Source organism: Mesorhizobium sp. B2-3-15, from assembly GCF_006442875.1.
In the GTDB taxonomy this organism is placed as follows: Bacteria; Pseudomonadota; Alphaproteobacteria; order Rhizobiales; family Rhizobiaceae; genus Mesorhizobium; species Mesorhizobium australicum.
In genome coordinates this window covers 121,145-140,753 of sequence record NZ_VFVO01000008.1, presented here as the reverse complement: position 1 = coordinate 140,753, position 19,609 = coordinate 121,145, and the positions used below count along the sequence as shown (strand labels likewise).

The following is a 19,609-nucleotide window of genomic DNA, read 5'->3' as shown; positions in this document are numbered from 1 at the left end:
CCCCTGTCTTCCAGAATTGGTCGCTTCAAAAAAGGGATGGGACCATCCCTATTTTTCCTCACCTCCACAGGTATCTGTGTCTGATCGATGTAAGCCAGGAGCACGAGGATGCCTATTCAACTGGTCTGCAGCAACCGACAGATGGAAGCGGCTGAAGGCGTTGCGAAACTGATTGCGGAACATCGTCAGAGCGTCGCTGAGCTTGAAAGTCTCGGCAAGCAAGCGATGGAGGCCGAGGGGAAGGACGCGGTTCTGCTGGGTCAAAAGCTGGACGCGGTCATGGCGGAAGAGGCCGCGGTGCGAAGGCGTGCCGCCATTGCTCCAGTAGCCACTATCGCGGAAATCAAAATGAAGGCTGCTTACTTCCAACGGCTGACGGCTCATGGCTGGTGCGAGATTGACGTCGACGATTTGCGCGCGTTGCTTGGTTCTTTCATGAAACTGCAGTCCTAGGAGAAGAGCACTGAAATCCATGCAGCCACGGTATTCCAGGCCGCATAGAGTCCCGCCGGCACCAAGATGATCGCGATGAATGCGATAGCATCGCCGATGGCGCCTTCGGTGCGTCCTTCCACGGGATAGTAATATTTGTGCGCCTCATCGTCGTGCTTCATTGTTGTCTCTCCTACCGCTTATTTAGCAGCAGCTGAACAGGATGCTGAAACGTCGTGCCCCACAAACCTGAGCGTTTCATCTTAGCGTTGATTTCCGCGACGAGGTAGTTCTCATTGACGGCTTTGCCCTTTGCTGTCGTTGCGGCAAACGCGTATCCGGTCGCTATGAGCGCGGTGCCGACGTCGATTGTGTCGCCATTGAGCTGCGCACCGCAGACGACAAAGGCCGCCTTGTCGAGGGCGTAGCCGATTGGCTGGCATGTCACCGCAGCGCTATCGAACAGCGCAGCAAGGTGCGCCAGCGAGATGTTCCCGCAATCGAGTTTGTTCCCATTTGGCTGTTCAGCCGACGTGCCGCGAAGACATGACTGCACGCCATAGAGGCGGAAAAGGTGGTCGCCGTCACGCCACGTATCTCCAGTCAGCAGTTGAGCCGATTTCGATACCGCGAAGGGCGTTGGCGCGGCAGATTCGGATGCGTCCTGCGCGTGTGCCGATACGCACAAACCAAAAGCGGCCAGCACTGCCAAGCGCGCCCGTTTCATTCCTGGAACTGTCCACCGAGGTCAGCAGAGTGCTCCAGATCGGGGCGCAGCGACTTGCCGTCCTTGTTGCGTCCGATTGCGGCCATGTCGAAGAAAACCATTTCGTCATCGTCGTAGGCGACGTTGTACGGGTCATTTGTATTGCCCGCTCCCACGAGAGAAAAACACGACACGGCGTCTGGTTCCCCTTTCCTGCTTTGCAGCACAAGCGTTTTGCAAAGCACGACAGAAGCCCGATGGTTGTAGATTCCCTCTTCATAGTCCTGCGCGGCCTTCGTGCAGTCCCACTCCTGCGCCTTGTAGGTAATCTTCGGTTTTGGGCAGGCCGCGAGGCCGCGCAGTCGATAGGGCACGCCGTTGATGATGCGCTCGGTTGCCGACGGCACCTTGACCGGCGAGCTGAGGGCGGCCGCATCGCGCTGAAAGAGCGCGCCTTTGGCATCGTAGCGCTCGTAGACGAACACCTTCTCGCCCGGCTTCGCAAACTGGAGCAGGTAGCGCTCCGACGGCTGCGCGAAAGCGCTTGGGGCGTCGGCGCCGGCAGCATAAGCCGCGGTACCCTGGAGCAGTAAAGCCGTGCAAAGGGCAATCTGTTTCATTCGAAATCCGTCCCCGCGGTGCATATGGTGTTGACACTTTACTAGGGCTGCGTGTAGCCATAGTAAAGTGTTAAATTTTGGCGACAGTATGAACACTCGAACAGCTCTTCTGCTCACCCTGTGTGCCGCTACAATGCCCTTGAAAGCGCTCGGCCGGGATCTGGCATCAGACCGCGTCGCAGTCGCCTTTGCAACGCCGGCGCAAGCCCTTCCCTCAGTCGGGACGCAGAGGCCGGGGGCGTGCAAAACCGGAAACCGTACTGAAGTCGCCGAACTTGTGCGTTCAGTCGCGCAGGACGAAGGCTTCGACGCCGATCTGGCCGAGGCGATTGCATGGGCTGAAAGCGATCTCGGCGCCAATCAGGGTCCGTCTAAGGCCGGAGCCCTTGGGATCATGCAGTTGATGCCGGGAACGGCGGCCGATCTCGGCGTGAGCGACCGTTGCGATACACAGGCGAATGTTCGGGCTGGCCTGCGCTATCTGAAGTCCCTCTATGACGAGTTCCAGGATCCGCTGCTGATGCTGGCGGCTTATAACGCCGGGCCCAACAGCGTCTACAAGGCGCAGGGCATTCCGGTGAATCCGGAGACGGCTGAATACATCGTGAAGATACTGAACCGCTGGAAGTTCGGCGGTGTCGTGAAGAAGTCCGCCCTGACCAAATCCGAAATGCTCGCGGCCGCTCCGCCAGCAAGCGAGGACGCTTGGCAGGACGGCCATGTCATGGATTTCGGCAACTGAAAGGAGCCAAGGGTGGAATACAGGAAAGCACGCAAATTTGCCCTGAAACTGGCCTTGGCCTCGGCGGTCGGAATAGCTCTGGCGCCAGCCACCGCATACGCCCAATCGGCGGCGCCAGTCGAAAACGTGCTGGAATGGTTCGTCGGCGTTCTGCAGGGCAACATCGCGCGCTCATTTGCCATCATCGCGGTCTGTTTTCTTGGCTTCCTCGCCATGACGGGGCGTCTGGCGTGGATGATGGCTTTTTCCATCATCATTGGCATCGCTCTGATCTTCGGCGCGGCCCAGCTGGTGGATGCGGTTCGTGCGACCGCGGGAGGCAGCTGAGCCATGGATGACGAGGAAGTCTATGTCGAGCCGGTCAGCCTGCCCCTGACACGCCCGCCGATGAAATGGGGGGTGCGCTATGAAGTTTTTGCACTGAACGGCATCCTGGCGGTGATCGGCTTTATCGCCACGAGCAGCTTCATGCTCGGTCTTGGTGTGTTCGGCGTGGTGCATCTGGTCAGCGCATATCTGTGCCAGCGCGATCCCTACATCTTTCATATTTTCGAGCGGCGCGTCTCCAAACGCGGAGCGGTGGCGAACCTCACCTTCTGGGGGGCGAGGAGTTATTCGCCATGAGCCTCTATGCAGACCTGAAATTTGGCCGTGAGCGCCGCCGCGAAAAGCGGGCTGCGATGCACATCCCCTACCTTCGTCATGTCGATGACAATCTGATCGTGACGAAGAGCGGCTTTCTGGTCGGCGCCATCCAGCTCAGCGGCCTGCCGTTCCAGACGATGGACCAGGCCGAGTTGAACAGCCGCATGTTCAACCGCAACACTACCTTCCGCAACCTGTCGACCTCTCGCTTTGCGGTCTACACAACGATCATCCGCCGCCACGTGACGCCGGAGATCGAAGGCGACTTTGACAATCCTTTCGTGGCCGAGCTCGACGCCCGCTACATGGACGAGCTTGGGTCGAAAAGCCTTTTCGTCAACGAGGCGTATCTGACGGTCATACGCCGCCCGATGGTCGGCCGTGTCGGTTGGGTGGACAAGGCGCTTAATGCATTTCGCATCAGCACAGCAGGCGAAGAAACCCGTGAAGAGGCAATAGTCGAACTGCATGACATCCTTGACGGGATGGTGAAGGATTTCACCGCTTATGGGGGACGCCTTCTCGGCGTCGTGAAGCGCCGCGACAGCTTCTTTTCCGAGCCGGCAGAATTTCTGGCGAAGATCCTCGCCGGCGGCGTCGACGCGGAAATGCCTCTGCCGCGCATGAGCCTTGGTGATGTACTGGCGACACGACAGCTGTTTTTCGGCAAATCCGCGCTGGAACTTCGCGGGCCGGACGCCGCCAAACTCGGCGCCATGGTGTCGATCAAGGAATACCCGCCGTTCACCGCTCCGGGCTCATTGGACGGTCTCTTGCGCCTGCCACATGAGTTTGTCCTGACGCAGAGCTTCGCGATCGAAGACCGCGTTACGGCGATGCGCAGGATCAACACCATTGCCAACCAGGTCGAGGGTTCCGACGAGGCGGGCACGACGGTCGAGGTCTCCGTTCACGACGGTGCCGACAAACTGGCCGGCGGCGAAGTCGTGTTCGGACAACATCACATGAGCGTCATGGCATTGGCCTCGGACATGAATGGCCTCAACCGCGCGCTATCCGACATCACGGCGGAGCTCTCGCGCATGTCGATCGTGCCGGTCCGCGAGACACTGAACACGGAACTGGCCTTCTGGGCGCAGTTGCCGGGAAATTTCAGCTACATCGCGCGACGTGCGTTGATCTCGTCGCTAAATTTCGCCGGCCTTTTCTCAGGACACAATTTCCCGTCCGGCCAACGTGAGCGGCTGCATTGGAAACGACCCATCGCTTTGCTCGAAACGACCAGCCAGACGGCCTACTATTTCAATTTCCACGTTCACGATGTCGGGCACTTCACGGTGTTCGGCCCGACCGGCTCGGGCAAGACCGTGGTGCTGTCGTTTCTGATGGCGCAGGCCATGCGCATCATGCCACGGCCGCGATGTATCTATTTCGACTATATGCGCGGCGCCGAGATCTTCGTTCGGGCGCTCGGCGGTCGCTACGAGGTGATGGAACCTTCTCAGCCGACCGGGTTCGCGCCATTGCAGCTTGATGACACGGCAGAAAACCGTTCGTTCCTGGAAGATCTGCTCATCTACATTCTGACGCCGGAAAGCGGCGCGCTTGATGTGGCGGAGATGCGTGTCATCAACGCCGCCGTCGACATGATCTACAAGATCCCGCGCCAACAGCGGACCTTCGACCTGCTGCCGGAAGTGCTGCGCGGCTCGCTCATGCCTGGCATGAATGATCTGGCGGCACGCATACAACCCTGGCTCGACCCGAAGGACAAGGGCTGGCTTTTCAACAATCCCATCGATCTCATCGATTTCTCGAAGCCCGTTGTCGGCTTCGACATGACCAAGATTCTGGGTGACCGAAAGCTGCGCTCGGCGGCGTTGCTCTACATCTTCCACCGTCTTGAGGACGTCATCGACGGCTCGCCAATCATGCTCTTCCTCGATGAAGGTTGGAAGCTTCTGGACGACGAGGTTTTCGCTGCCTTCATCAATGAGACGCTGAAGACGATTCGTCGCCGCAACGGCGTGGTCGGCTTTGGCACGCAAACAGCGGAAGACGTCGTCAATTCCTCCATCTCTTCGTCGCTGATCGAGCAAACCAAGACCAACATTTTCTTCCCCAACCCGAAGGCGAGCAAAGAGTCCTACATGGAGCGCTTCTCGCTGACAGCGAAGGAATTCGAGTTCGTGCGCCGAACCGCGAAAGAAACACGCACCTTCCTCGTCAAGCACGACAGCGACTCGGTCGTAGCCAAGCTCGATTTATGGGCGATGCCAGATCTCATCAAGGTCCTGTCCTCAAACGAAGCCAACAGCAAGGAATGCGCTCGGCTCCGGGAGACCTTCGGCGACGAGCCAGAGATGTGGCTGCCGTACTTCTGCGGATGGGAGAACGAGCATGACGAAGCGGCTTAGCAGCTTTTGTCTGGCCGTGGCTCTCGCGACAGCGGCAAGCATGACCGTGGCTGTCGCTCAGATCGCGGTCATCGACGGGCCGAACCTCGACAAGCGGAAAGAGGACGAGCAGCACAGCACGAAGTCGGACCAGGCCAAGAGGGACGAAACCGACAAGAAGAAAAGCGTCGTCTGCACCTATTCGAACAAATACCGCTCACAGATGTTTCGGCGATCCCCGACAGAGGCGTTGCAGCGCGACGTGGGCAACGTGAAGATGATCCGGTATTACGCGCAAAAATACGGCGTGCCCGAAGGCCTTGCGCTGTCCGTTGCCTATCAGGAATCGCGCTTCGACACATGCGCCGGGAGCCACACCGGCGTCAAAGGCGTCATGCAGCTGACCAAGGGCACCGGCAAGTCCATGGGACTTGACCGCGACGTGAACGAGCAGAACGTCGAAGGCGGCGTCAAATATCTCGGCATGGGTGTCAAGCAATGCGGGGCGACGAATTACAGCTGTCTCGCCTCCTTCTACAACGGATCGAATGCTGTCGAGCAGAGAGGGTGGGCCGGCGGTGTCGGCCGCTGGAACAGCTACTTCAACGACTATGTATCGAGCGGCAAGGCCCCGGCGGCCGCACCGCCACCCTTCTCGATCGTCACGGCCGACGGCGCGGGCGGCACGGCGCAGGACGCAGCCATGGGCACGGTGAGGAAGGCGGCTGGCGGGCTCAATGCAAGCTCATCGCAGATGGGCGCCAACGACGCGGCAATCGACGCGCTGTCGGGCTCTGTTGGCCAGGTGACCGAATACAAGGACGCCTGGGAGCTGAACTCATCGGCTCGTGGAATCAACGCTGATGTCACCAACCAGTACCTCGGCCAGGCGGGGGATTTTACGGCGTTGCTGGCCCAACTTCTGTCGTTGCAGAACGTTCAGGCATCGCAGTCCGCAAAGCTGGTGCAACCGCCAAAGAGCGGCTCTCCAAATCCGTTCTCCTGTAATCCCACCGAACTGGAACGTTTGAAGATCGATCGCGGCCGATGGCTACCATGCGCGGTTGAAAACGCGGGGGCAAGCTCGGCCGACAGCCGCTCGATGATCATCACCAGTGATCCTGCCGGCGCTGACAGCGTGATCAATTCTCTACAGCAATAGGAGGCTGACATGAAGAAAATCGCGATTGCTGCCGGCATGGCGCTTTGGACCAGCGCGGCCTTTGCGCAGATTGCCGTCATCGATGGCGCCAATCTCGATGTCGCCCGCAAGAATGCGGAGAACACCAACTCCATCCTGGATTCCAACAAGGATATCCTGAAAAAGAGCGAGGAGATCCTGCAGGCTCTCAGCGGAAGTCGTGACGGTTCGCTCGGCATCGGACAAATGGGGCTCGCCGGCAACATGTCGATTGCCCAGGCTCCGTCGTTCGGATCGATCCTGAACGGCGGCGCGCTTTCGTTTGGTGGCCTGTCGCCCGAGATCCAGAAAATCGCCGGCGCCGTCATCAATGGGCTGCAACTGGTCAAGCAACTCCAGCAGATTGCTGGCAAGGAGACGAGCGCCGTCAACACAGCCTATAGCGGCAGCGTCAACGTGGCCTCGCTTCTGAGCGCGCTGACTTCGCAGGCCTCGCAGGGCGTCACCCAGCGCCAACGGTCATTGCAGTCCGCGAGTGGGCAGATCGGGCAGTCTGAGGACGTCAAGGGATCGGTGGACCAGAACACCCGAATGCAGCTGGAAAACGCGCGCGCGGTCAACGAATTGATCGGCGTCCAGAATGGTGCGGTCGCGGCCCTTAATGAGAAGCTGAAGGGAGATCTTCTTCGCCAAAGCCAGGTGCAGAAGATGATGACGCCGCGCAACGTCAATCCGTTCGCGGAATTTGGCAAGAGCGGAGGCTAGCGCTTGTTGAGGCGGGCCTTGCGCATATGCGCTGTGATTGGCCTCAGCGCGGGGCTGTTTGGCTGTGCAAATCGCGAACTGAAAGCGCCGTGCGGGCCTTTGGCGTATGCCCATGCCGATGAATGCGGCCCGCTGAAGCCGGTCAATTCAACGCCGTTCGCCAACATCATTGACGAGGATCCATGAACGGTCTCGCCGCAAGCATTCTGGGTGGCATTGACAACATCGGTGAGGACTTCGTTCGCACCGTCTATATGCAGTTGGGCAATGCGATGGGCAACGTCTTCACCCTGATGCTGACCCTCTATATCGTATGGTGGGGCTATTCGATCCTGAGCGGGCGAGAGTCGATCTCGCCGCTCGAAGCGGCCTATCGCCTCGGCCGCGCCGTCATCATCTATCTGCTGCTGACTGGATGGGGCACATTCTCCGCGACGATCTACCAGCTTGTCCAAAGCATCCCAGATGAGGTCGGCAAGGTGATCGTCGGCGCCGTGTCGCGTGCCACCGGCAACCAGCTCAGCGACCAGGCGGCAATTCCAGCACTTATCGACAACCTCTACCAAGGGGCGCAGGACGTCGCCAATCAGGTCTATAGCGGATCCTTCTATGACATTTTTGGCGCGCTCTTGTCGCTGCTCGTCCTGCTGTCGGCCATCATCTTCGCAGCGCTTGCCATTGCCGCGATCATCGCCGCCAAGGTGATGTTGTTCATCACGCTCGCTCTGGCGCCGATATGGATCATTCTTTGGCTTTACCGCTGGTCCTCGCGCATGAGCGAAGGCTTCCTTTCGCTGACCACCTTTCTCATGATCCAGCAAATCCTGATCTACGGCTTTCTCGGCTTCTACTTCTCACTCGTCAATGCGGCGCTGAACACCGCCACATCAGGCGGAGCGACCATGGACAGCAAAATGTCGCTGGTGCTGCCCTTGGTGCTGGTGACGATCATCGGCATCTACATTCTCATGCAGATACCCTCGATTGCTTCGATCCTGAATGGCGGCGGGTATCTCAGCACCACGGGCGCTCGTTACTCATATGGGACGTTCGGCAGGAATGCCGTGCGCTATTCCGGTGCGCGATGGGCCGCAGGCCGCGCCGCTCGGGGCGCCCGGCAGCTCGCGACAAACAGTTTTCGATCTTCGCGAGCAGCAAGGGCGGACGACGCAACCCGGTCCGCCATCCAGCAAGGTGCGCGCGATAACGCCAGGCCTCTGGCCTAGACAACATAACGATCGCCGATCGCGTCCCTGGATCAGGATGCGTCACGCAAACGAGGCATAGTAAGTGTCAACACCATCGGAAACAGCTGCCAACAGCGGCAGCGAGCTCGTCGACAGACGCTATTACAGGGCCGGCACGACCTGGGAAGACGACACACACAGGTCAATGCGGCGATCGCGTACATTGGCGTGGATCGTCAGCGGCGTTTCCGGGCTGGTGGCGGTGCTGTCGCTGCTGGCGCTCGTGCTGATCCTGCCGCTCCGGCAGTTCGAACCGTATGTTGTCGAGGTCGACAAATCGACGGGATATCTCGAGATCATGCGCGCGCTCAAGCCTGGAGATTTGTCCCAAAACGAAGCCGTCACGGCGGCAAATCTCGTCCGCTACATCAGGGCCCGGGAAACCTACGATTCCCGTGAACTGAAACAAAACTACGACCTGGCGCAGCTCTACTCCACCGACGCGGCGTCCAAGGATTTGACTTGGCTTTTCACGCCAGCAAATCCGCAATCGCTCGACAAGACCTATGGCCGCAATGTCACTGTAGCGGTCGAGATCAAGTCGGTTTCCCTGCTCAATCGCAACACGGCCTCGGTGCGCTTTGCCACGACGACGCGGCGGGACAATTCATCCACCGCCGACAATTGGGTGGCGGTGATAAAGTTCCGCTATACCTCAACACCGCTCAAGAACGAATGGCGTTTCGACAACCCGTTGGGATTTCAGGTTACGGATTACCGCCGCGACCAGGAATCGGCGCCGGCGGCGGGGAGCCTGCAATGAGACGGCGCGCGGGCCTCGTCCTGTCGGCCGCCCTTCTGCTCGGCACGATCCACGGCGCGGCCGCACGCGACGGCCGCATCCGATATGTCACCTTCAACAATGACGACGTGACGTCGGTGCGCGCCGCTCTCGGTATTTCGACGATGGTCGAACTCAGTCCGACCGAAGTCATCGAAACCGTTTCCGCCGGCGACACGAAGGGCTGGTCGATCATCCCCAAACGCGGATCGCGGTTTCTCTTCGTCAAGCCGCTGGAGCGCGATGCTTGGACCAACGTCAACGTGGTCACCAACCGGCGCGTCTATTCCCTGCTGCTGCAGGCAACTGACAATAGCCGCGACCGGGCATCCTTCCAGGTCCGGTTCAAATACCCGGACGAGGATATCAACGCGCGCCTGCTCTCGCAGGCCAAGGAGAGCGCCGCCGATCCGGATTTGAAGGACCTGAACTATGCCGATCTCAATTACGACTATGCGTACAAAGGCGATGACAGCTTGAAGCCGCGCACCGTGTTCGACGACGGCACCAAGGTGTTTCTGGAGTTCAAGGGTGACATTCCTGCGATTTTCGTGGTCGACGACAAGCGCCATGAGTCGCTGGTCAACGTTCGCACTCAGGGCAAATACACCGTCATCGACAAGGTGGCACGGCAATTCACCCTGCGAGCCGATGGCAAGACACTCTGCCTTTACAACCGGGCTCGACCCAACGCTATCGATCCAGTCGAGCAGGTCTACGGTCCAACGAAACTGACAAGTGGTTCCACCCTGTTCGAGTCCAGCGGAGGGCGGTGATGACGCAGATCGACTATAACCAACTGGACGGCAGCCCGACGGTCGCGCGCCGCGGTGCGGGTGTGGGTACCAAAATCGCCCTGGTCGGCCTCGGCGTGGTGCTGGTGGGCGCGCTGATATGGCTGAACTGGCCTCGGGAGCCGGTATCGCGCGATCTTCGCAGCGATGGCGAGGAAAACTTCAACCAGCCGGAGTTTCGCCCGCCGGCGTTGAACGAGCCGCCTCAACCTGCCGACGGCACGATCGACCAGATCGTGGTGCCGCCACCGGCTGACGACCAGAAGGCCACGCAACAAGCCGAGAACGTCGATCAGACAGTGCAGGAGGGCGCGGATCTCGATGCGCAGCGGCGGGCGCTGGAAGCACAAATGGCGGCCGAGGAAGCTCGCCGCAAGGCCGAGGCGGAAGAAGCCCGCCGCAAGGCCGAGGCTGATGACGAGGCTCGCCGCAAGGCTGAGGCCGCCGAGCATGAAAAGGCCGTGTGGGAACGCCTACGATCCAACCAGATGGTGACAAATGGTGAAACCGGCTCGACGGATACCGGCGCCCAGGCGGCACAGGCCGAAATCGCGCCCGACGGTCAGATCATCCCGGTCCCCGGCGCCGACAGCGATCCCAACAAGGCATTCCTGGCGCAGTCAGAGGCAAGTTCTTCTAGTATTGTCAAAGCCAGGGTCTCCCGACGCACCGATGCGTTGATCCCAGAGGGAACGATCCTTCGCGGCTATTTGGAAACCGCTGTTAACACCGACCTTCCCGGTGCCGTACGCGCTGTCGTGCGGGAGGATGTCTTCTCGCTCGACGGCAGGCGTGTTCTGATTCCGAAAGGATCGCGTCTGACCGGAGAATACCGCTCGGGGCTAGCGCGCGGACAAAAGCGTGTTTTCATCGTCTGGAACAGGGTCATTCGCTCGGACGGTATTTCCGTCGATATAAAGTCGCCTGGTGCAGATGCGCTCGGCCGCGGCGGCATGGGCGGTCGTGTCGATACGCATTGGGTTGAACGGTATGGCAACGCCATCATGCTCTCCGTCGTTGGCGGCGTCTCTGAATATCTGTCTTCGCTTGGCGACAGCAGCCAGAATGGACAACAGCGTCAGGTGTCGACGACCGATCCCGTGACCGGTGAGACCACAACCGTAACGTATGGTGGCAATGGCTCGCAGCGCGACGCCCGCGGTATCGCGTTCGACAAGTCATCGACCGCCTTGCAGCAACTCGCGCAAGAGGCGTTTCGCGACACGCAGAACATTGGCCCGACAGTCTACGTAGACCAGGGCACGTCCATCGTCGTGCTGGTGCGGCGAGATCTCGATTTCTCGGATTTGTACGCCGATCCGGTTCAGGAAGAAGTTGCACGAATGAGGGCAGGTGGGCGGCCGAAGGCCGCGATCGATCCGACGCCTCTTTACGCGACGCCAAAGGATCATTTTTATCGCGGCTATGGGAGCCCGGTGAAATGAACGCCCTGCATCCCCTCCCCGACCCTTGGGCAAGAGCCCCGGTCCTGCGCGCGCATCTGGAGCCAGTATGGTCCTATTTGAACGAAGACTCGGTTTCCGAGATTGCGATCAACAGGCCAGGTGAATTGTTCATCGAACGCCTCGGCGCCAAGGAAATGGAGCACGTCGTCAAGCGCGAGGTCACGCCCGGCTGGATTAGGCATATCTCGACGGGTGTCGCCTCGGCGACAAATCAGGTCATCAACGAAGAAAAACCGGTCCTGTCGGCAGCACTACCCTCAGGCGAGCGCATCCAATGCATCTTGCCGCCGGCGGCTCCCGAAGGCGGGGCGATCTCAATCCGCAAACAGGTCATCATGGATATGAGCCTTGATGCCTACAAGGATCTTGGCGCATTCGAGAATACGGCGATGGGCAGCGGCCTGGCGCTTTCAACCGAAGAAAAGCGACTTGTCGAAATGCTGCAGGACACCTCGCCGATGGAGTTCCTCCAGTATGCGGTGCGCAACCGCGTCTCGATAGTCGTTTCAGGCGGCACGTCGACCGGCAAGACGACGTTCTTGAATGCACTCCTGAAGGAAATCCCGGCTCATGAACGGATCATCACGATCGAAGACACCCGCGAACTGAGGCTGCCGGCTCCCAACAACGTCACCCTGATAGCCTCGAAGGGCGACCAGGGCCTTGCCAAAGTCTCCGCGCAACAGCTTCTCGAAGCCTCGCTTCGCATGCGACCCGACCGTCTGTTGTTGGGCGAGTTACGCGGCGCTGAAACCTTCGCGTTTCTCCAGGCGATCAACACCGGCCATCCGGGCTCGCTCACGACCGTTCATGCCAATTCCGCCCGGTCCGCCTACGAGCGGCTGGCGCTCATGGTCATGCAGGGCGGTACGGGGCTCTCACGGAGTGAAATCCTCGATTACTTGCGCGAGGTCATTCCGGTGGTCGTCCAGATGGTCCGCAGTGAAGGCGGACGGCGCGGTATCAGCGAGATCAAGTTCACCAAGGCGGAGACGATCTAACGAGGCCTATCAATGCAGAAAATCGCAACAGCAATTTTCATGGTGCTCATGGCGATGGCCATGGGCGCCCTGCTCTTCACGGTCGCCTATGTCGCGACAGATTGGTACCGGACTGGCTCCCACGTCCTGTTTGACCAGCTGAACGCCAATCCCTTGCCGGTTGTTCGTCTGGCCTGGACTGACGTGACCGCGAGAAATTTTGACCGCGTACAATATGCCGTTGCAGCGGGTGCATTAGGGTTTCTCTTGCCACTGGTCATCTTGTTTCTCATGCGCCCGAGAAAGCGCAATGACTCTCGCTTCATGACCATGAGCGACATATCGAAAACCGGCCTGACAAAAGTTGGCGGCGTCTTCGTCGGTCGAGCCGGCGGCAGGTTTGCCGAAATTTTGTCGCCCGGCCGCGATCAGCGCTCCGGCAAAATCCGCTGGACCCAGCGCAAGCTGATCGGCGGCAAGAAATTGTGGATTGATGGCGATGATGTCGGCGGCTTCGTCATAGGGCCGCCGCGCTCCGGTAAGGGCACGTCACTCATCATCCCGAACGCCTTGACCTGGCCGCATTCGCTCGTGGTTCTCGACCTGCGGGGTGAGACCTATGCAGCCACCGCCGGTTATCGTTCAACCATCAGCCGCGTGGTGCGTTTCGCGCCGGCTGATCCCGACGGCAATACCGCATGCTACAATCCGATGGACTTCATCTCGCTGGACTCAGCACAGCGCGACATCGACCTTCGCAACATCGCCGCGGCGCTGTTTCCTCGCCCCCCTTCGAACGCGGACCCCTATTGGGTCAACGATGCCCGCCTCCTCTTTACCGGCATCGCGTCCTTCGTCATGGAATCGCATGCGATCCCGAGCGAGAGGAAGACCTTCGCCACAATCCTCGAGATAATGAACGGCGCCGAGCAGCCGCTCCTGGAGTTCATCGGCTCGCTACGCGAGGAACGACGCCGCGAATGCTCGCATTTCACGCTGCAAACCCTGTTGCCCTATTTCGAGATGTCTGAGCGGCAGTTTTCCGGAATCTACGCCGGCGTGCGGACCGGCATGGCCCCCTTTCTCAACGAGCGCCTGATGAGAGCTACCTCGCGCAGCACGTTCGATATTCGCAAACTCAAGCGCGACCGGATCTCTCTTTATCTCGACATACGGCGCGAGCAGATCACTTCCCTCGGACCGTTATTCAACGTCATGATTACGCAGATGATGAACTTCATGTCGGAAACCATGCCGCGTCCGGACGAGCATCCGATGCTTGTGCTGCTCGACGAGTTCCAGAACCTCGGCAAGCTCGAGAACGTGACCGAAATGGCGAGCGTGCTCGGCGGCAACGGCGTTTCCATTTGGTTTTTCGTGCAGTCGCTGAAGGCCGTAGACGAGATTTATCGCCAGGAAGGGCGCAAGACGCTCATCAACGCTGCTCGCGTGCAGATCTTTTTCGGCGCGCAGGACGCCGACGATCTGCGCTACGTTTCCGAGCAGCTCGGCGAAACGTCGGACGTGCAAAAGGATGTTACGCGCACCAAGGCAACGTTATTCGACACATATTACACGCGCTCGGAGCACCGCAAGGAAGTGCGGCGGCCCCTGATGCGGCCAGATGAAATCCGCACCCTCGACAAGAATAAGGTCATCATATTGCCGCGTGGCGAACTGCCGATCCTCGGCACCCGCAATTTCTATTTCGCTGACGGCCAGCTAGCCAAACGCGCGTTCATGCCCCTGCCCGCCTCGACCGACGCTTCGCGCACGAAAAGACCTGCGTTGGACGCTTCCGCGGCGGTTCCATCTCCTGCGCTCCCGACGATTGTGCCGACAGCACCGGCGTACCGCTCAGGCCTCTTGCAGACCCGCCTGCGGCGCGGCGCAACATTTGCCGCAAAAGCAGGCCGTATAACTCCGCCGCCAGGCCGGCGCGCAATCGTAAAAGACCGGCCAAAAGCAACAGATGCTTCAGCAGTATCGGCTTATGCCGCCATAGATTTTTCTGCTTTGGCGGCCAAAGCGGTGACAACACGCATGGCGCCCGACAAAGAAGCGGCAGTTGCGGCGATCCTAAACAAGGTGCGGTCTCTCCGGGCCCACGCATCCGATATCGAGGCTTTCGATAGGAATTTGAGCGTCGTCGAAGATAGTTTGCCTGATGTATTCGATGGGTAGGCTAGCGGGCGATGCGTCCAGCGTGACGCAGAGACCGTTTTGCACCATGAAAAGCCACAGCTACGCGAGCCCTTGAACGCCCAGTTGTCGACCAGCTACTGATCTGCCACCCTATCAAAGGTTCATGCGCCGCAGTTCGACAATAGCGGCGCTGTGGTCGAGATCGCCGCCGCCATTGTCGACGAGGCCGCGAAAAATCCGGTCGACTTCCGTTGCGACCGGCAGTGTCAATCCGAGCGAGGCCGCCAGCGCAAGCGCCGTGCCGGTATCCTTGATTTGATACTTCGCCGGACCGCCGGGCACGAAATCAGCCTCGATCATACGCCGCCCGTGCTCGCGAAGAACGGTCGAGTCGGCAAAGCCGCCGAGCAGTGCCTCGCGCACCCGCGCCGGATCCGCCCCGCCCCGTTCGGCAAGCAGCAATGCTTCGGCAACGGCGCAGATGTTGCTGGCGACGATCAGCTGGTTGGCGAGCTTGGCCAGACTGCCGGCGCCGACTGGACCGACATGGATGACGCGGCCGAGCGGGGCAAGGACTGGCGCGAGCGCGTTGATGGCGCGAGCCTCTCCGCCGGCCATGATGGCGAGAGTACCCTCGCGGGCGCCCTTCTCGCCACCCGAGACCGGCGCGTCGACATAGCGGATGCCTTTGTCCGCTGCCCGTTCTGCCTGCCTGCGCGCGGTCTCGACAGGGATCGAGCTCATCACCACAAGCATGGAGCCCGGCGACATGGCGTCGGCCACCGCATGTTGTCCGAACAGCACCTCATCGCAGACCGGTCCGGAACTCAGCATTGCGATCACGATGTCCGCGTGCCGCGCCGCCTCCGCGGCCTCCGTAGCAAGGCCGACGCCGAAGGGCGCCAGCGCCTCTGCCTTGTCGGGGCTGCGGTTCCAGGCCGTCGCGGAGAACCCGGCTTGCGCCAGGCGGCGTGCCATATGGCTTCCCATGATCCCGGTTCCGATGAAACCGATCCTGCTGCTGGCATTCATTGCGGCGCCTTGCCTGCTCACGGACCCTTGAGCGCGCCGAAGCGCACGACCGTTTCCGCGACCCCGAGCGTCCTCATGGCCGCTTGGAAGCGCTTCAGATGCGGAGTTTGCAGATGCGCCTCGAATGCGGCGCGATTGTCGTAGACCTCATAGAACACCACCGTGTCCTCAGCGCCTTCCGGGCAGACGACATCGAACCGGTGGCATCCACCTTCATCGGCCAAGGAATGGCGGGCATCGTCGAGAGCCGCTTCGAAAAACGCCGCCTTGACCTCCGGCCTGACGCGAAATTCAGGGATCACCACGAAGCGTGGCGTGCTGTGCTCGCCCATGAATTTTCCTCCGGGGACGGTCAGGCGGCCACGCTCGGCGTCGGGCGGAACCGCTCTTCCATTTCGCGGCGTACCTTCACGACATCGAGGTCGTTCACTAGCTCGACATCGTTGAAGCTGACGATCTGGTCCTTCCGGACGGCGCGCTTCAGCCGCACATTGTGTGCCAGCCCGATGGGAAGTGCGGCGCGCTCAAGGCTGATCGAGGCGGGAATGGCGTTGGCCCAGACCGCGTAGCCGCCCTCGCCGTCCAGCATCTCGCCCGGCTGCATGTCCTTCTTGGCGGTCGCCACGGCGTCGCCGCGGAACTCCTTCGAGGTGCCAGTCGGCTCGTTGCGCAATACGGCCGAGAGCACGCTAATCGAGGTCTCCAGCCCGATGATGTGGAAGGGCCGCCACATCGAGGCGTACCAGCCGGAAGGATCGGTCAGCAGCCCGTACTGCTTGAAGCAGGCGCGCGAATATTCATTGTGCGCCTTGAAGGTGACGAAGACGCCGTAGCGGATGTTGTTGAACACCTCGCGGCCGTCCGGCTCCTGGCTGGCGGCGATGTCGACCAGGCCGGAGCGCGCCATGCGGCCGCCATCGGCTGCCGGGCGGAACACCCTGGCAAGGTCGTGCAGGCCACAAGGCGGGAAGCCCAGGCCGTCATCGGGGCAGTCGAGGCCGGTGCCGTTGGCGACCGCGGCCATCTCGATCGCCGCCTTGGTACCGTCGGTGAAGGAGTTGTACATCTTCGGATTGAAATCGCCCTTCGCCACTTCCTCCTCGCTCCAGCCGAAGAAGCCCCAGACGGTGTCGGGGGTGGAGTAGCGGTAGCGCGGCTCGAAATTCATTCCCTTGCCGGCGGCCGTAACCTCGAAGCCGGTCGCCCGCGCCCAGTCCACCAGCTCGCAGATCAGCGCCGGCTGGTCGCCATAGGCCATCGAATAGACGACGCCCTTCTGGCGCGCCTTCTCGGCGAGGATGGGGCCGACCATGACATCGGCCTCGACATTGACCATGACGACATGCTTGCCGGCTTCGATCGCCGCCAGCGCATGGCGCGTTCCGGCAATCGGATGACCCGTCGCCTCGATCACGCATTCGATCTCCTCGCAGGCGAGCAGGGCGGCAACGTCGTCGGTGACGAAGGTCGTGCCGTTCTTCACCGCCTCGCCGGCATCCTTTGCCTGGTATCGCTCCGCTGGCCAGCCGACGCGCTGCAAGGAGTCTCGTGCCTTGGAGACATTCAGGTCCGCCACCGCGACCATGTGGTAGCCGGCGATACGCTGTGCCTGCGAGAGCACCATCGAGCCGAACTTGCCGGCACCGATCAGGCCCACCCGCACCGGACGACCACGATCCGCGCGCGCGGCAAGCAAAGTGTAGAGGTTCATGTCTGTTTCCTTCGCACGACCGAATTTTCGGGCCCGGCGTCGGCTTCGGCGAGGCATACAAAGGCTTGCGTCCCCGGTTAACCGGGCACGCAACGAAGGCGCCAGGCGCCCTCCTGCAGTGACGTTGCTACCTCCCGGCCGGCCGTGCCGCCGATGATCCGGCCTGTGCTTGCCGGACGGGCTCATTCGTATGGCGAGAAAGCTGTTAGCGCAATTTAGAAGGGGCGCTCGATTGTTTAGCTGCGCTAAAGATTGAAATGCCCTTCAGGTCGAAACGTGGATAGCGGCCGCCTGGTTCGCGGCCTCGAGGCATTGCGCAAAGGCGTGGTCCCTGGCCAGTGCGGCGGCGAAAGTCCCCGCGAAAACATCGCCCGCGCCATGCGTGCTGATCAGTTGGACCGGAAGCGCGGGGACCACGACGGGATCCTGGCCGCGATGCATGCCGGCCACGCCGTCTCCGCCCGCCGTCACCACGACAGTGGCGCAGCGGCTGGAGAGCTGCCTGGCCGCGCCAACGGCGGAAGCAATATCCCCGACCGGGCAGCCCGAGAATTGTTCGGCCTCGATCGCATTCACCATCAGTGTGTCGACCAGCGCGATGAACTCGTCCGCCAGCGGCCGGTACGGCGCGGCATTGAGGCACACGGGCACTCCGGCCAGCCTCGCGGCCTTCGCCGCGGCGAGATTGATGGCATCGGGCAGCTCGTTCTGCAGAACGAGTACGCCTGCATCTCGCCAAAGCGTGGGGTCGGCCAAGCCTTGCGGATCGGCTGCGGCATTCGCCCCGGCAACGATGACGGCGCCATAGTCCCCGCTACTATCCGTTATGGCAACGCTCATCCCTGATCCCAAGCCGTCGATGCGGGCGACACGGGATGCGTCGATACCGGCAGTGGTGAGATTGGAGAGGAGAAAACGGCCGAAATCATCATCGCCCACGGCGCCCACCATGCGCACGTCGGCGCCTGCCCTCGCCGCCGCGACCGCCTGGTTGCCACCCTTGCCGCCGAATTTCGGCCGCCAGCCGAAGCCGGTCACCGTCTCGCCCTTGCGGGGGCGGTCTGGCGCGTCGACCATGATGTCGTAGTGAAGGCTGCCGACCACAACCACGACAGGGCGAGATGAAGCGATCATGCGCCGCGCCGCTTGCCGGCGACGGCGCCCATGGTCGCGGCGAGGTTGCGCTCGGCCGCCTTCAGGTCGCGCCGCGCGACGGCGGCGAAGACAGCGTCGAAGATGATCAGCTGGGCAATGCGCGCGGCAGCATTTTCGCCGAGCAACGGCGAGCCCTGGGCGGTCGAGCACAGCACGACATCGGCGACCCCGGCGAGCGGCGACGTCGCATAATTGGTGAGCGCGATGGTGCGGGCGCCGCGCCGGCGCGCGAGCTCGACAGCCTCGATCACCGCCGTGCTGGCGCCCGAATGCGAGAAGGCGATTGCGACATCGCCTTCCCCCAGCAGCGAAGCCGACATCAGCATCATATGCGTATCGTCGAACACGCTGGTGCGCACGCCGATGCGCAGCAGCTTGTGCGCAACGTCGCGGGCGATCTGGGCCGAGCCGCCGACGCCATAGAGGTCACGCTGGCGCGCGCCGAAGATCAGGTCGGCCGCGCGCTCCAGCGCTTCGGGATCGAGAATGGCAAGCGTCTCCTCCAACGCATGGACGGAGGTGCGGAACACCTTGCGCGCGATCTCAGCATCCGTGTCGTCGGGCGAAAGCTCCTCATGCAGATCGGCGGTCGGCAGGCGGTTGTAGCCGGCAAGGCCAGCCCGGAAATCCCTGAACCCGTCGAAACCGAGTTTCTTGGCAACCTTGACGATCATCGCCTCCGACACGCCGGCGTCTTCCGCCACGGTCTTCAACGATGTCGCCTCGCCGAAATCGCGCCGGCCGAGGATCATGTCGACCACCCGCCCCTCCAGCGGCGTGAGGTGCGGCATCATCATGCGGATGCGCGGCCCGATCGTCCTCGGATCGCCAAGCGGCAGGCTCATGCTTTCTTCCTCGGCATCATCGCCTCCCGCGGCATTGATGAGCGC

21 protein-coding genes are annotated in these 19,609 nt (G+C 61.3%); 13 read left to right on the top strand and 8 right to left on the bottom strand.

Annotated features, from left to right (window positions below):
- The first annotated feature begins 108 nt into the window (after nt 1–108).
- Nucleotides 109–453, top strand: coding sequence for a hypothetical protein (locus FJ954_RS17820; protein ID WP_140662199.1), 345 nt, complete (start codon nt 109–111; stop codon nt 451–453).
- Here FJ954_RS17820 and FJ954_RS31610 read toward each other — a convergent pair.
- Genes FJ954_RS31610 through FJ954_RS17810 form a run of 3 tightly spaced genes read right to left on the bottom strand, consistent with a single transcriptional unit; the run spans nt 450 to nt 1,758 of the window.
- On the bottom strand, nt 450–614 hold the full coding sequence (locus FJ954_RS31610) for a hypothetical protein (protein WP_181177849.1): 165 nt from the start codon (nt 612–614) through the stop codon (nt 450–452). The two genes, FJ954_RS17820 and FJ954_RS31610, sit on opposite strands and share 4 nt — an antisense overlap.
- Before the next feature lie 11 nt (nt 615–625).
- Complete coding sequence (locus FJ954_RS17815) at nt 626–1,159, bottom strand: thermonuclease family protein (RefSeq protein WP_140662198.1); 534 nt, start codon at nt 1,157–1,159, stop codon at nt 626–628.
- On the bottom strand, nt 1,156–1,758 hold the full coding sequence (locus FJ954_RS17810) for a hypothetical protein (protein ID WP_140662197.1): 603 nt from the start codon (nt 1,756–1,758) through the stop codon (nt 1,156–1,158). Before FJ954_RS17810 ends, FJ954_RS17815 begins: the two co-directional genes overlap by 4 nt.
- A gap of 88 nt (nt 1,759–1,846) precedes the next feature.
- Between FJ954_RS17810 and FJ954_RS17805 the strand changes: the two genes are divergently transcribed.
- The 12 genes from FJ954_RS17805 to FJ954_RS17750 all read left to right on the top strand — a co-directional run bounded on the left by FJ954_RS17805 (nt 1,847) and on the right by FJ954_RS17750 (nt 14,860).
- Entirely contained in the window at nt 1,847–2,500 is a 654-nt protein-coding gene (locus FJ954_RS17805; RefSeq protein ID WP_181177848.1) for a lytic transglycosylase domain-containing protein, read from the top strand.
- A 12-nt stretch (nt 2,501–2,512) separates the two neighbouring features.
- Nucleotides 2,513–2,827, top strand: coding sequence for a TrbC/VirB2 family protein (locus FJ954_RS17800; RefSeq protein WP_140662195.1), 315 nt, complete (start codon nt 2,513–2,515; stop codon nt 2,825–2,827).
- 3 nt (nt 2,828–2,830) lie between these two features.
- Nucleotides 2,831–3,124, top strand: coding sequence for a VirB3 family type IV secretion system protein (locus FJ954_RS17795; RefSeq protein ID WP_006339854.1), 294 nt, complete (start codon nt 2,831–2,833; stop codon nt 3,122–3,124).
- Nucleotides 3,121–5,523, top strand: a complete 2,403-nt coding sequence (locus tag FJ954_RS17790; RefSeq protein WP_140662194.1) for a VirB4 family type IV secretion system protein — start codon at nt 3,121–3,123, stop codon at nt 5,521–5,523. The genes FJ954_RS17795 and FJ954_RS17790 overlap by 4 nt, the downstream gene beginning before the upstream one ends.
- Nucleotides 5,507–6,664: a lytic transglycosylase domain-containing protein gene (locus FJ954_RS17785; protein ID WP_140662193.1), complete on the top strand. Its 1,158-nt coding sequence runs from the start codon at nt 5,507–5,509 to the stop codon at nt 6,662–6,664. The genes FJ954_RS17790 and FJ954_RS17785 overlap by 17 nt, the downstream gene beginning before the upstream one ends.
- A gap of 9 nt (nt 6,665–6,673) precedes the next feature.
- Entirely contained in the window at nt 6,674–7,408 is a 735-nt protein-coding gene (locus FJ954_RS17780; protein ID WP_140662192.1) for a type IV secretion system protein, read from the top strand.
- Between the two features lie 182 nt (nt 7,409–7,590).
- Complete coding sequence (locus tag FJ954_RS17775) at nt 7,591–8,634, top strand: type IV secretion system protein (RefSeq protein WP_140662191.1); 1,044 nt, start codon at nt 7,591–7,593, stop codon at nt 8,632–8,634.
- Between the two features lie 64 nt (nt 8,635–8,698).
- Nucleotides 8,699–9,418, top strand: a complete 720-nt coding sequence (locus FJ954_RS17770; protein WP_140662190.1) for a type IV secretion system protein — start codon at nt 8,699–8,701, stop codon at nt 9,416–9,418.
- Nucleotides 9,415–10,212: a TrbG/VirB9 family P-type conjugative transfer protein gene (locus tag FJ954_RS17765; protein ID WP_181177847.1), complete on the top strand. Its 798-nt coding sequence runs from the start codon at nt 9,415–9,417 to the stop codon at nt 10,210–10,212. Before FJ954_RS17770 ends, FJ954_RS17765 begins: the two co-directional genes overlap by 4 nt.
- The gene (gene virB10, locus FJ954_RS17760; RefSeq protein ID WP_140662188.1) at nt 10,212–11,675 is read left to right on the top strand and encodes a type IV secretion system protein VirB10; all 1,464 of its coding nucleotides are present in this window, start codon (nt 10,212–10,214) and stop codon (nt 11,673–11,675) included. Before FJ954_RS17765 ends, virB10 begins: the two co-directional genes overlap by 1 nt.
- Nucleotides 11,672–12,697 carry a P-type DNA transfer ATPase VirB11 gene (gene virB11, locus FJ954_RS17755; RefSeq protein ID WP_140662187.1) on the top strand — a complete coding sequence of 342 codons (1,026 nt, stop codon included), beginning with the start codon at nt 11,672–11,674 and terminating at the stop codon, nt 12,695–12,697. The genes virB10 and virB11 overlap by 4 nt, the downstream gene beginning before the upstream one ends.
- Nucleotides 12,698–12,709: 12 nt before the next feature.
- The gene (locus tag FJ954_RS17750; protein ID WP_140662186.1) at nt 12,710–14,860 is read left to right on the top strand and encodes a type IV secretory system conjugative DNA transfer family protein; all 2,151 of its coding nucleotides are present in this window, start codon (nt 12,710–12,712) and stop codon (nt 14,858–14,860) included.
- A gap of 114 nt (nt 14,861–14,974) precedes the next feature.
- On the opposite strand, the gene FJ954_RS17745 is transcribed toward FJ954_RS17750, so the two are convergent.
- The 5 genes from FJ954_RS17745 to FJ954_RS17725 form a co-directional block, all read right to left on the bottom strand.
- The gene (locus FJ954_RS17745) at nt 14,975–15,853 is read right to left on the bottom strand and encodes an NAD(P)-dependent oxidoreductase (protein WP_140662185.1); all 879 of its coding nucleotides are present in this window, start codon (nt 15,851–15,853) and stop codon (nt 14,975–14,977) included.
- 17 nt (nt 15,854–15,870) lie between these two features.
- The gene (locus tag FJ954_RS17740; protein ID WP_140662184.1) at nt 15,871–16,185 is read right to left on the bottom strand and encodes a putative quinol monooxygenase; all 315 of its coding nucleotides are present in this window, start codon (nt 16,183–16,185) and stop codon (nt 15,871–15,873) included.
- 20 nt (nt 16,186–16,205) lie between these two features.
- The gene (locus FJ954_RS17735) at nt 16,206–17,564 is read right to left on the bottom strand and encodes a Gfo/Idh/MocA family oxidoreductase (RefSeq protein ID WP_140662183.1); all 1,359 of its coding nucleotides are present in this window, start codon (nt 17,562–17,564) and stop codon (nt 16,206–16,208) included.
- A 264-nt stretch (nt 17,565–17,828) separates the two neighbouring features.
- Nucleotides 17,829–18,698 carry a PfkB family carbohydrate kinase gene (locus FJ954_RS17730; RefSeq protein ID WP_140662182.1) on the bottom strand — a complete coding sequence of 290 codons (870 nt, stop codon included), beginning with the start codon at nt 18,696–18,698 and terminating at the stop codon, nt 17,829–17,831.
- On the bottom strand, nt 18,695–19,564 hold the full coding sequence (locus tag FJ954_RS17725) for a MurR/RpiR family transcriptional regulator (RefSeq protein WP_140662181.1): 870 nt from the start codon (nt 19,562–19,564) through the stop codon (nt 18,695–18,697). The genes FJ954_RS17730 and FJ954_RS17725 overlap by 4 nt, the downstream gene beginning before the upstream one ends.
- Nucleotides 19,565–19,609 lie beyond the last annotated feature (45 nt).

Excerpts from the sequence above, each read along its gene's own strand:
- FJ954_RS17820 (WP_140662199.1), top strand. The coding sequence starts at position 109 with ATGCCTATTCAACTGGTCTGCAGCAACCGACAGATGGAAGCGGCTGAA.
- FJ954_RS31610 (WP_181177849.1), bottom strand. The coding sequence starts at position 614 with ATGAAGCACGACGATGAGGCGCACAAATATTACTATCCCGTGGAAGGA.
- FJ954_RS17815 (WP_140662198.1), bottom strand. The coding sequence starts at position 1,159 with ATGAAACGGGCGCGCTTGGCAGTGCTGGCCGCTTTTGGTTTGTGCGTA.
- FJ954_RS17810 (WP_140662197.1), bottom strand. The coding sequence starts at position 1,758 with ATGAAACAGATTGCCCTTTGCACGGCTTTACTGCTCCAGGGTACCGCG.
- FJ954_RS17805 (WP_181177848.1), top strand. The coding sequence starts at position 1,847 with ATGAACACTCGAACAGCTCTTCTGCTCACCCTGTGTGCCGCTACAATG.
- FJ954_RS17795 (WP_006339854.1), top strand. The coding sequence starts at position 2,831 with ATGGATGACGAGGAAGTCTATGTCGAGCCGGTCAGCCTGCCCCTGACA.
- FJ954_RS17790 (WP_140662194.1), top strand. The coding sequence starts at position 3,121 with ATGAGCCTCTATGCAGACCTGAAATTTGGCCGTGAGCGCCGCCGCGAA.
- FJ954_RS17785 (WP_140662193.1), top strand. The coding sequence starts at position 5,507 with ATGACGAAGCGGCTTAGCAGCTTTTGTCTGGCCGTGGCTCTCGCGACA.
- FJ954_RS17780 (WP_140662192.1), top strand. The coding sequence starts at position 6,674 with ATGAAGAAAATCGCGATTGCTGCCGGCATGGCGCTTTGGACCAGCGCG.
- FJ954_RS17775 (WP_140662191.1), top strand. The coding sequence starts at position 7,591 with ATGAACGGTCTCGCCGCAAGCATTCTGGGTGGCATTGACAACATCGGT.
- FJ954_RS17765 (WP_181177847.1), top strand. The coding sequence starts at position 9,415 with ATGAGACGGCGCGCGGGCCTCGTCCTGTCGGCCGCCCTTCTGCTCGGC.
- virB10 (WP_140662188.1), top strand. The coding sequence starts at position 10,212 with ATGACGCAGATCGACTATAACCAACTGGACGGCAGCCCGACGGTCGCG.
- virB11 (WP_140662187.1), top strand. The coding sequence starts at position 11,672 with ATGAACGCCCTGCATCCCCTCCCCGACCCTTGGGCAAGAGCCCCGGTC.
- FJ954_RS17750 (WP_140662186.1), top strand. The coding sequence starts at position 12,710 with ATGCAGAAAATCGCAACAGCAATTTTCATGGTGCTCATGGCGATGGCC.
- FJ954_RS17745 (WP_140662185.1), bottom strand. The coding sequence starts at position 15,853 with ATGAATGCCAGCAGCAGGATCGGTTTCATCGGAACCGGGATCATGGGA.
- FJ954_RS17740 (WP_140662184.1), bottom strand. The coding sequence starts at position 16,185 with ATGGGCGAGCACAGCACGCCACGCTTCGTGGTGATCCCTGAATTTCGC.
- FJ954_RS17735 (WP_140662183.1), bottom strand. The coding sequence starts at position 17,564 with ATGAACCTCTACACTTTGCTTGCCGCGCGCGCGGATCGTGGTCGTCCG.
- FJ954_RS17730 (WP_140662182.1), bottom strand. The coding sequence starts at position 18,698 with ATGATCGCTTCATCTCGCCCTGTCGTGGTTGTGGTCGGCAGCCTTCAC.
- FJ954_RS17725 (WP_140662181.1), bottom strand. The coding sequence starts at position 19,564 with ATGAGCCTGCCGCTTGGCGATCCGAGGACGATCGGGCCGCGCATCCGC.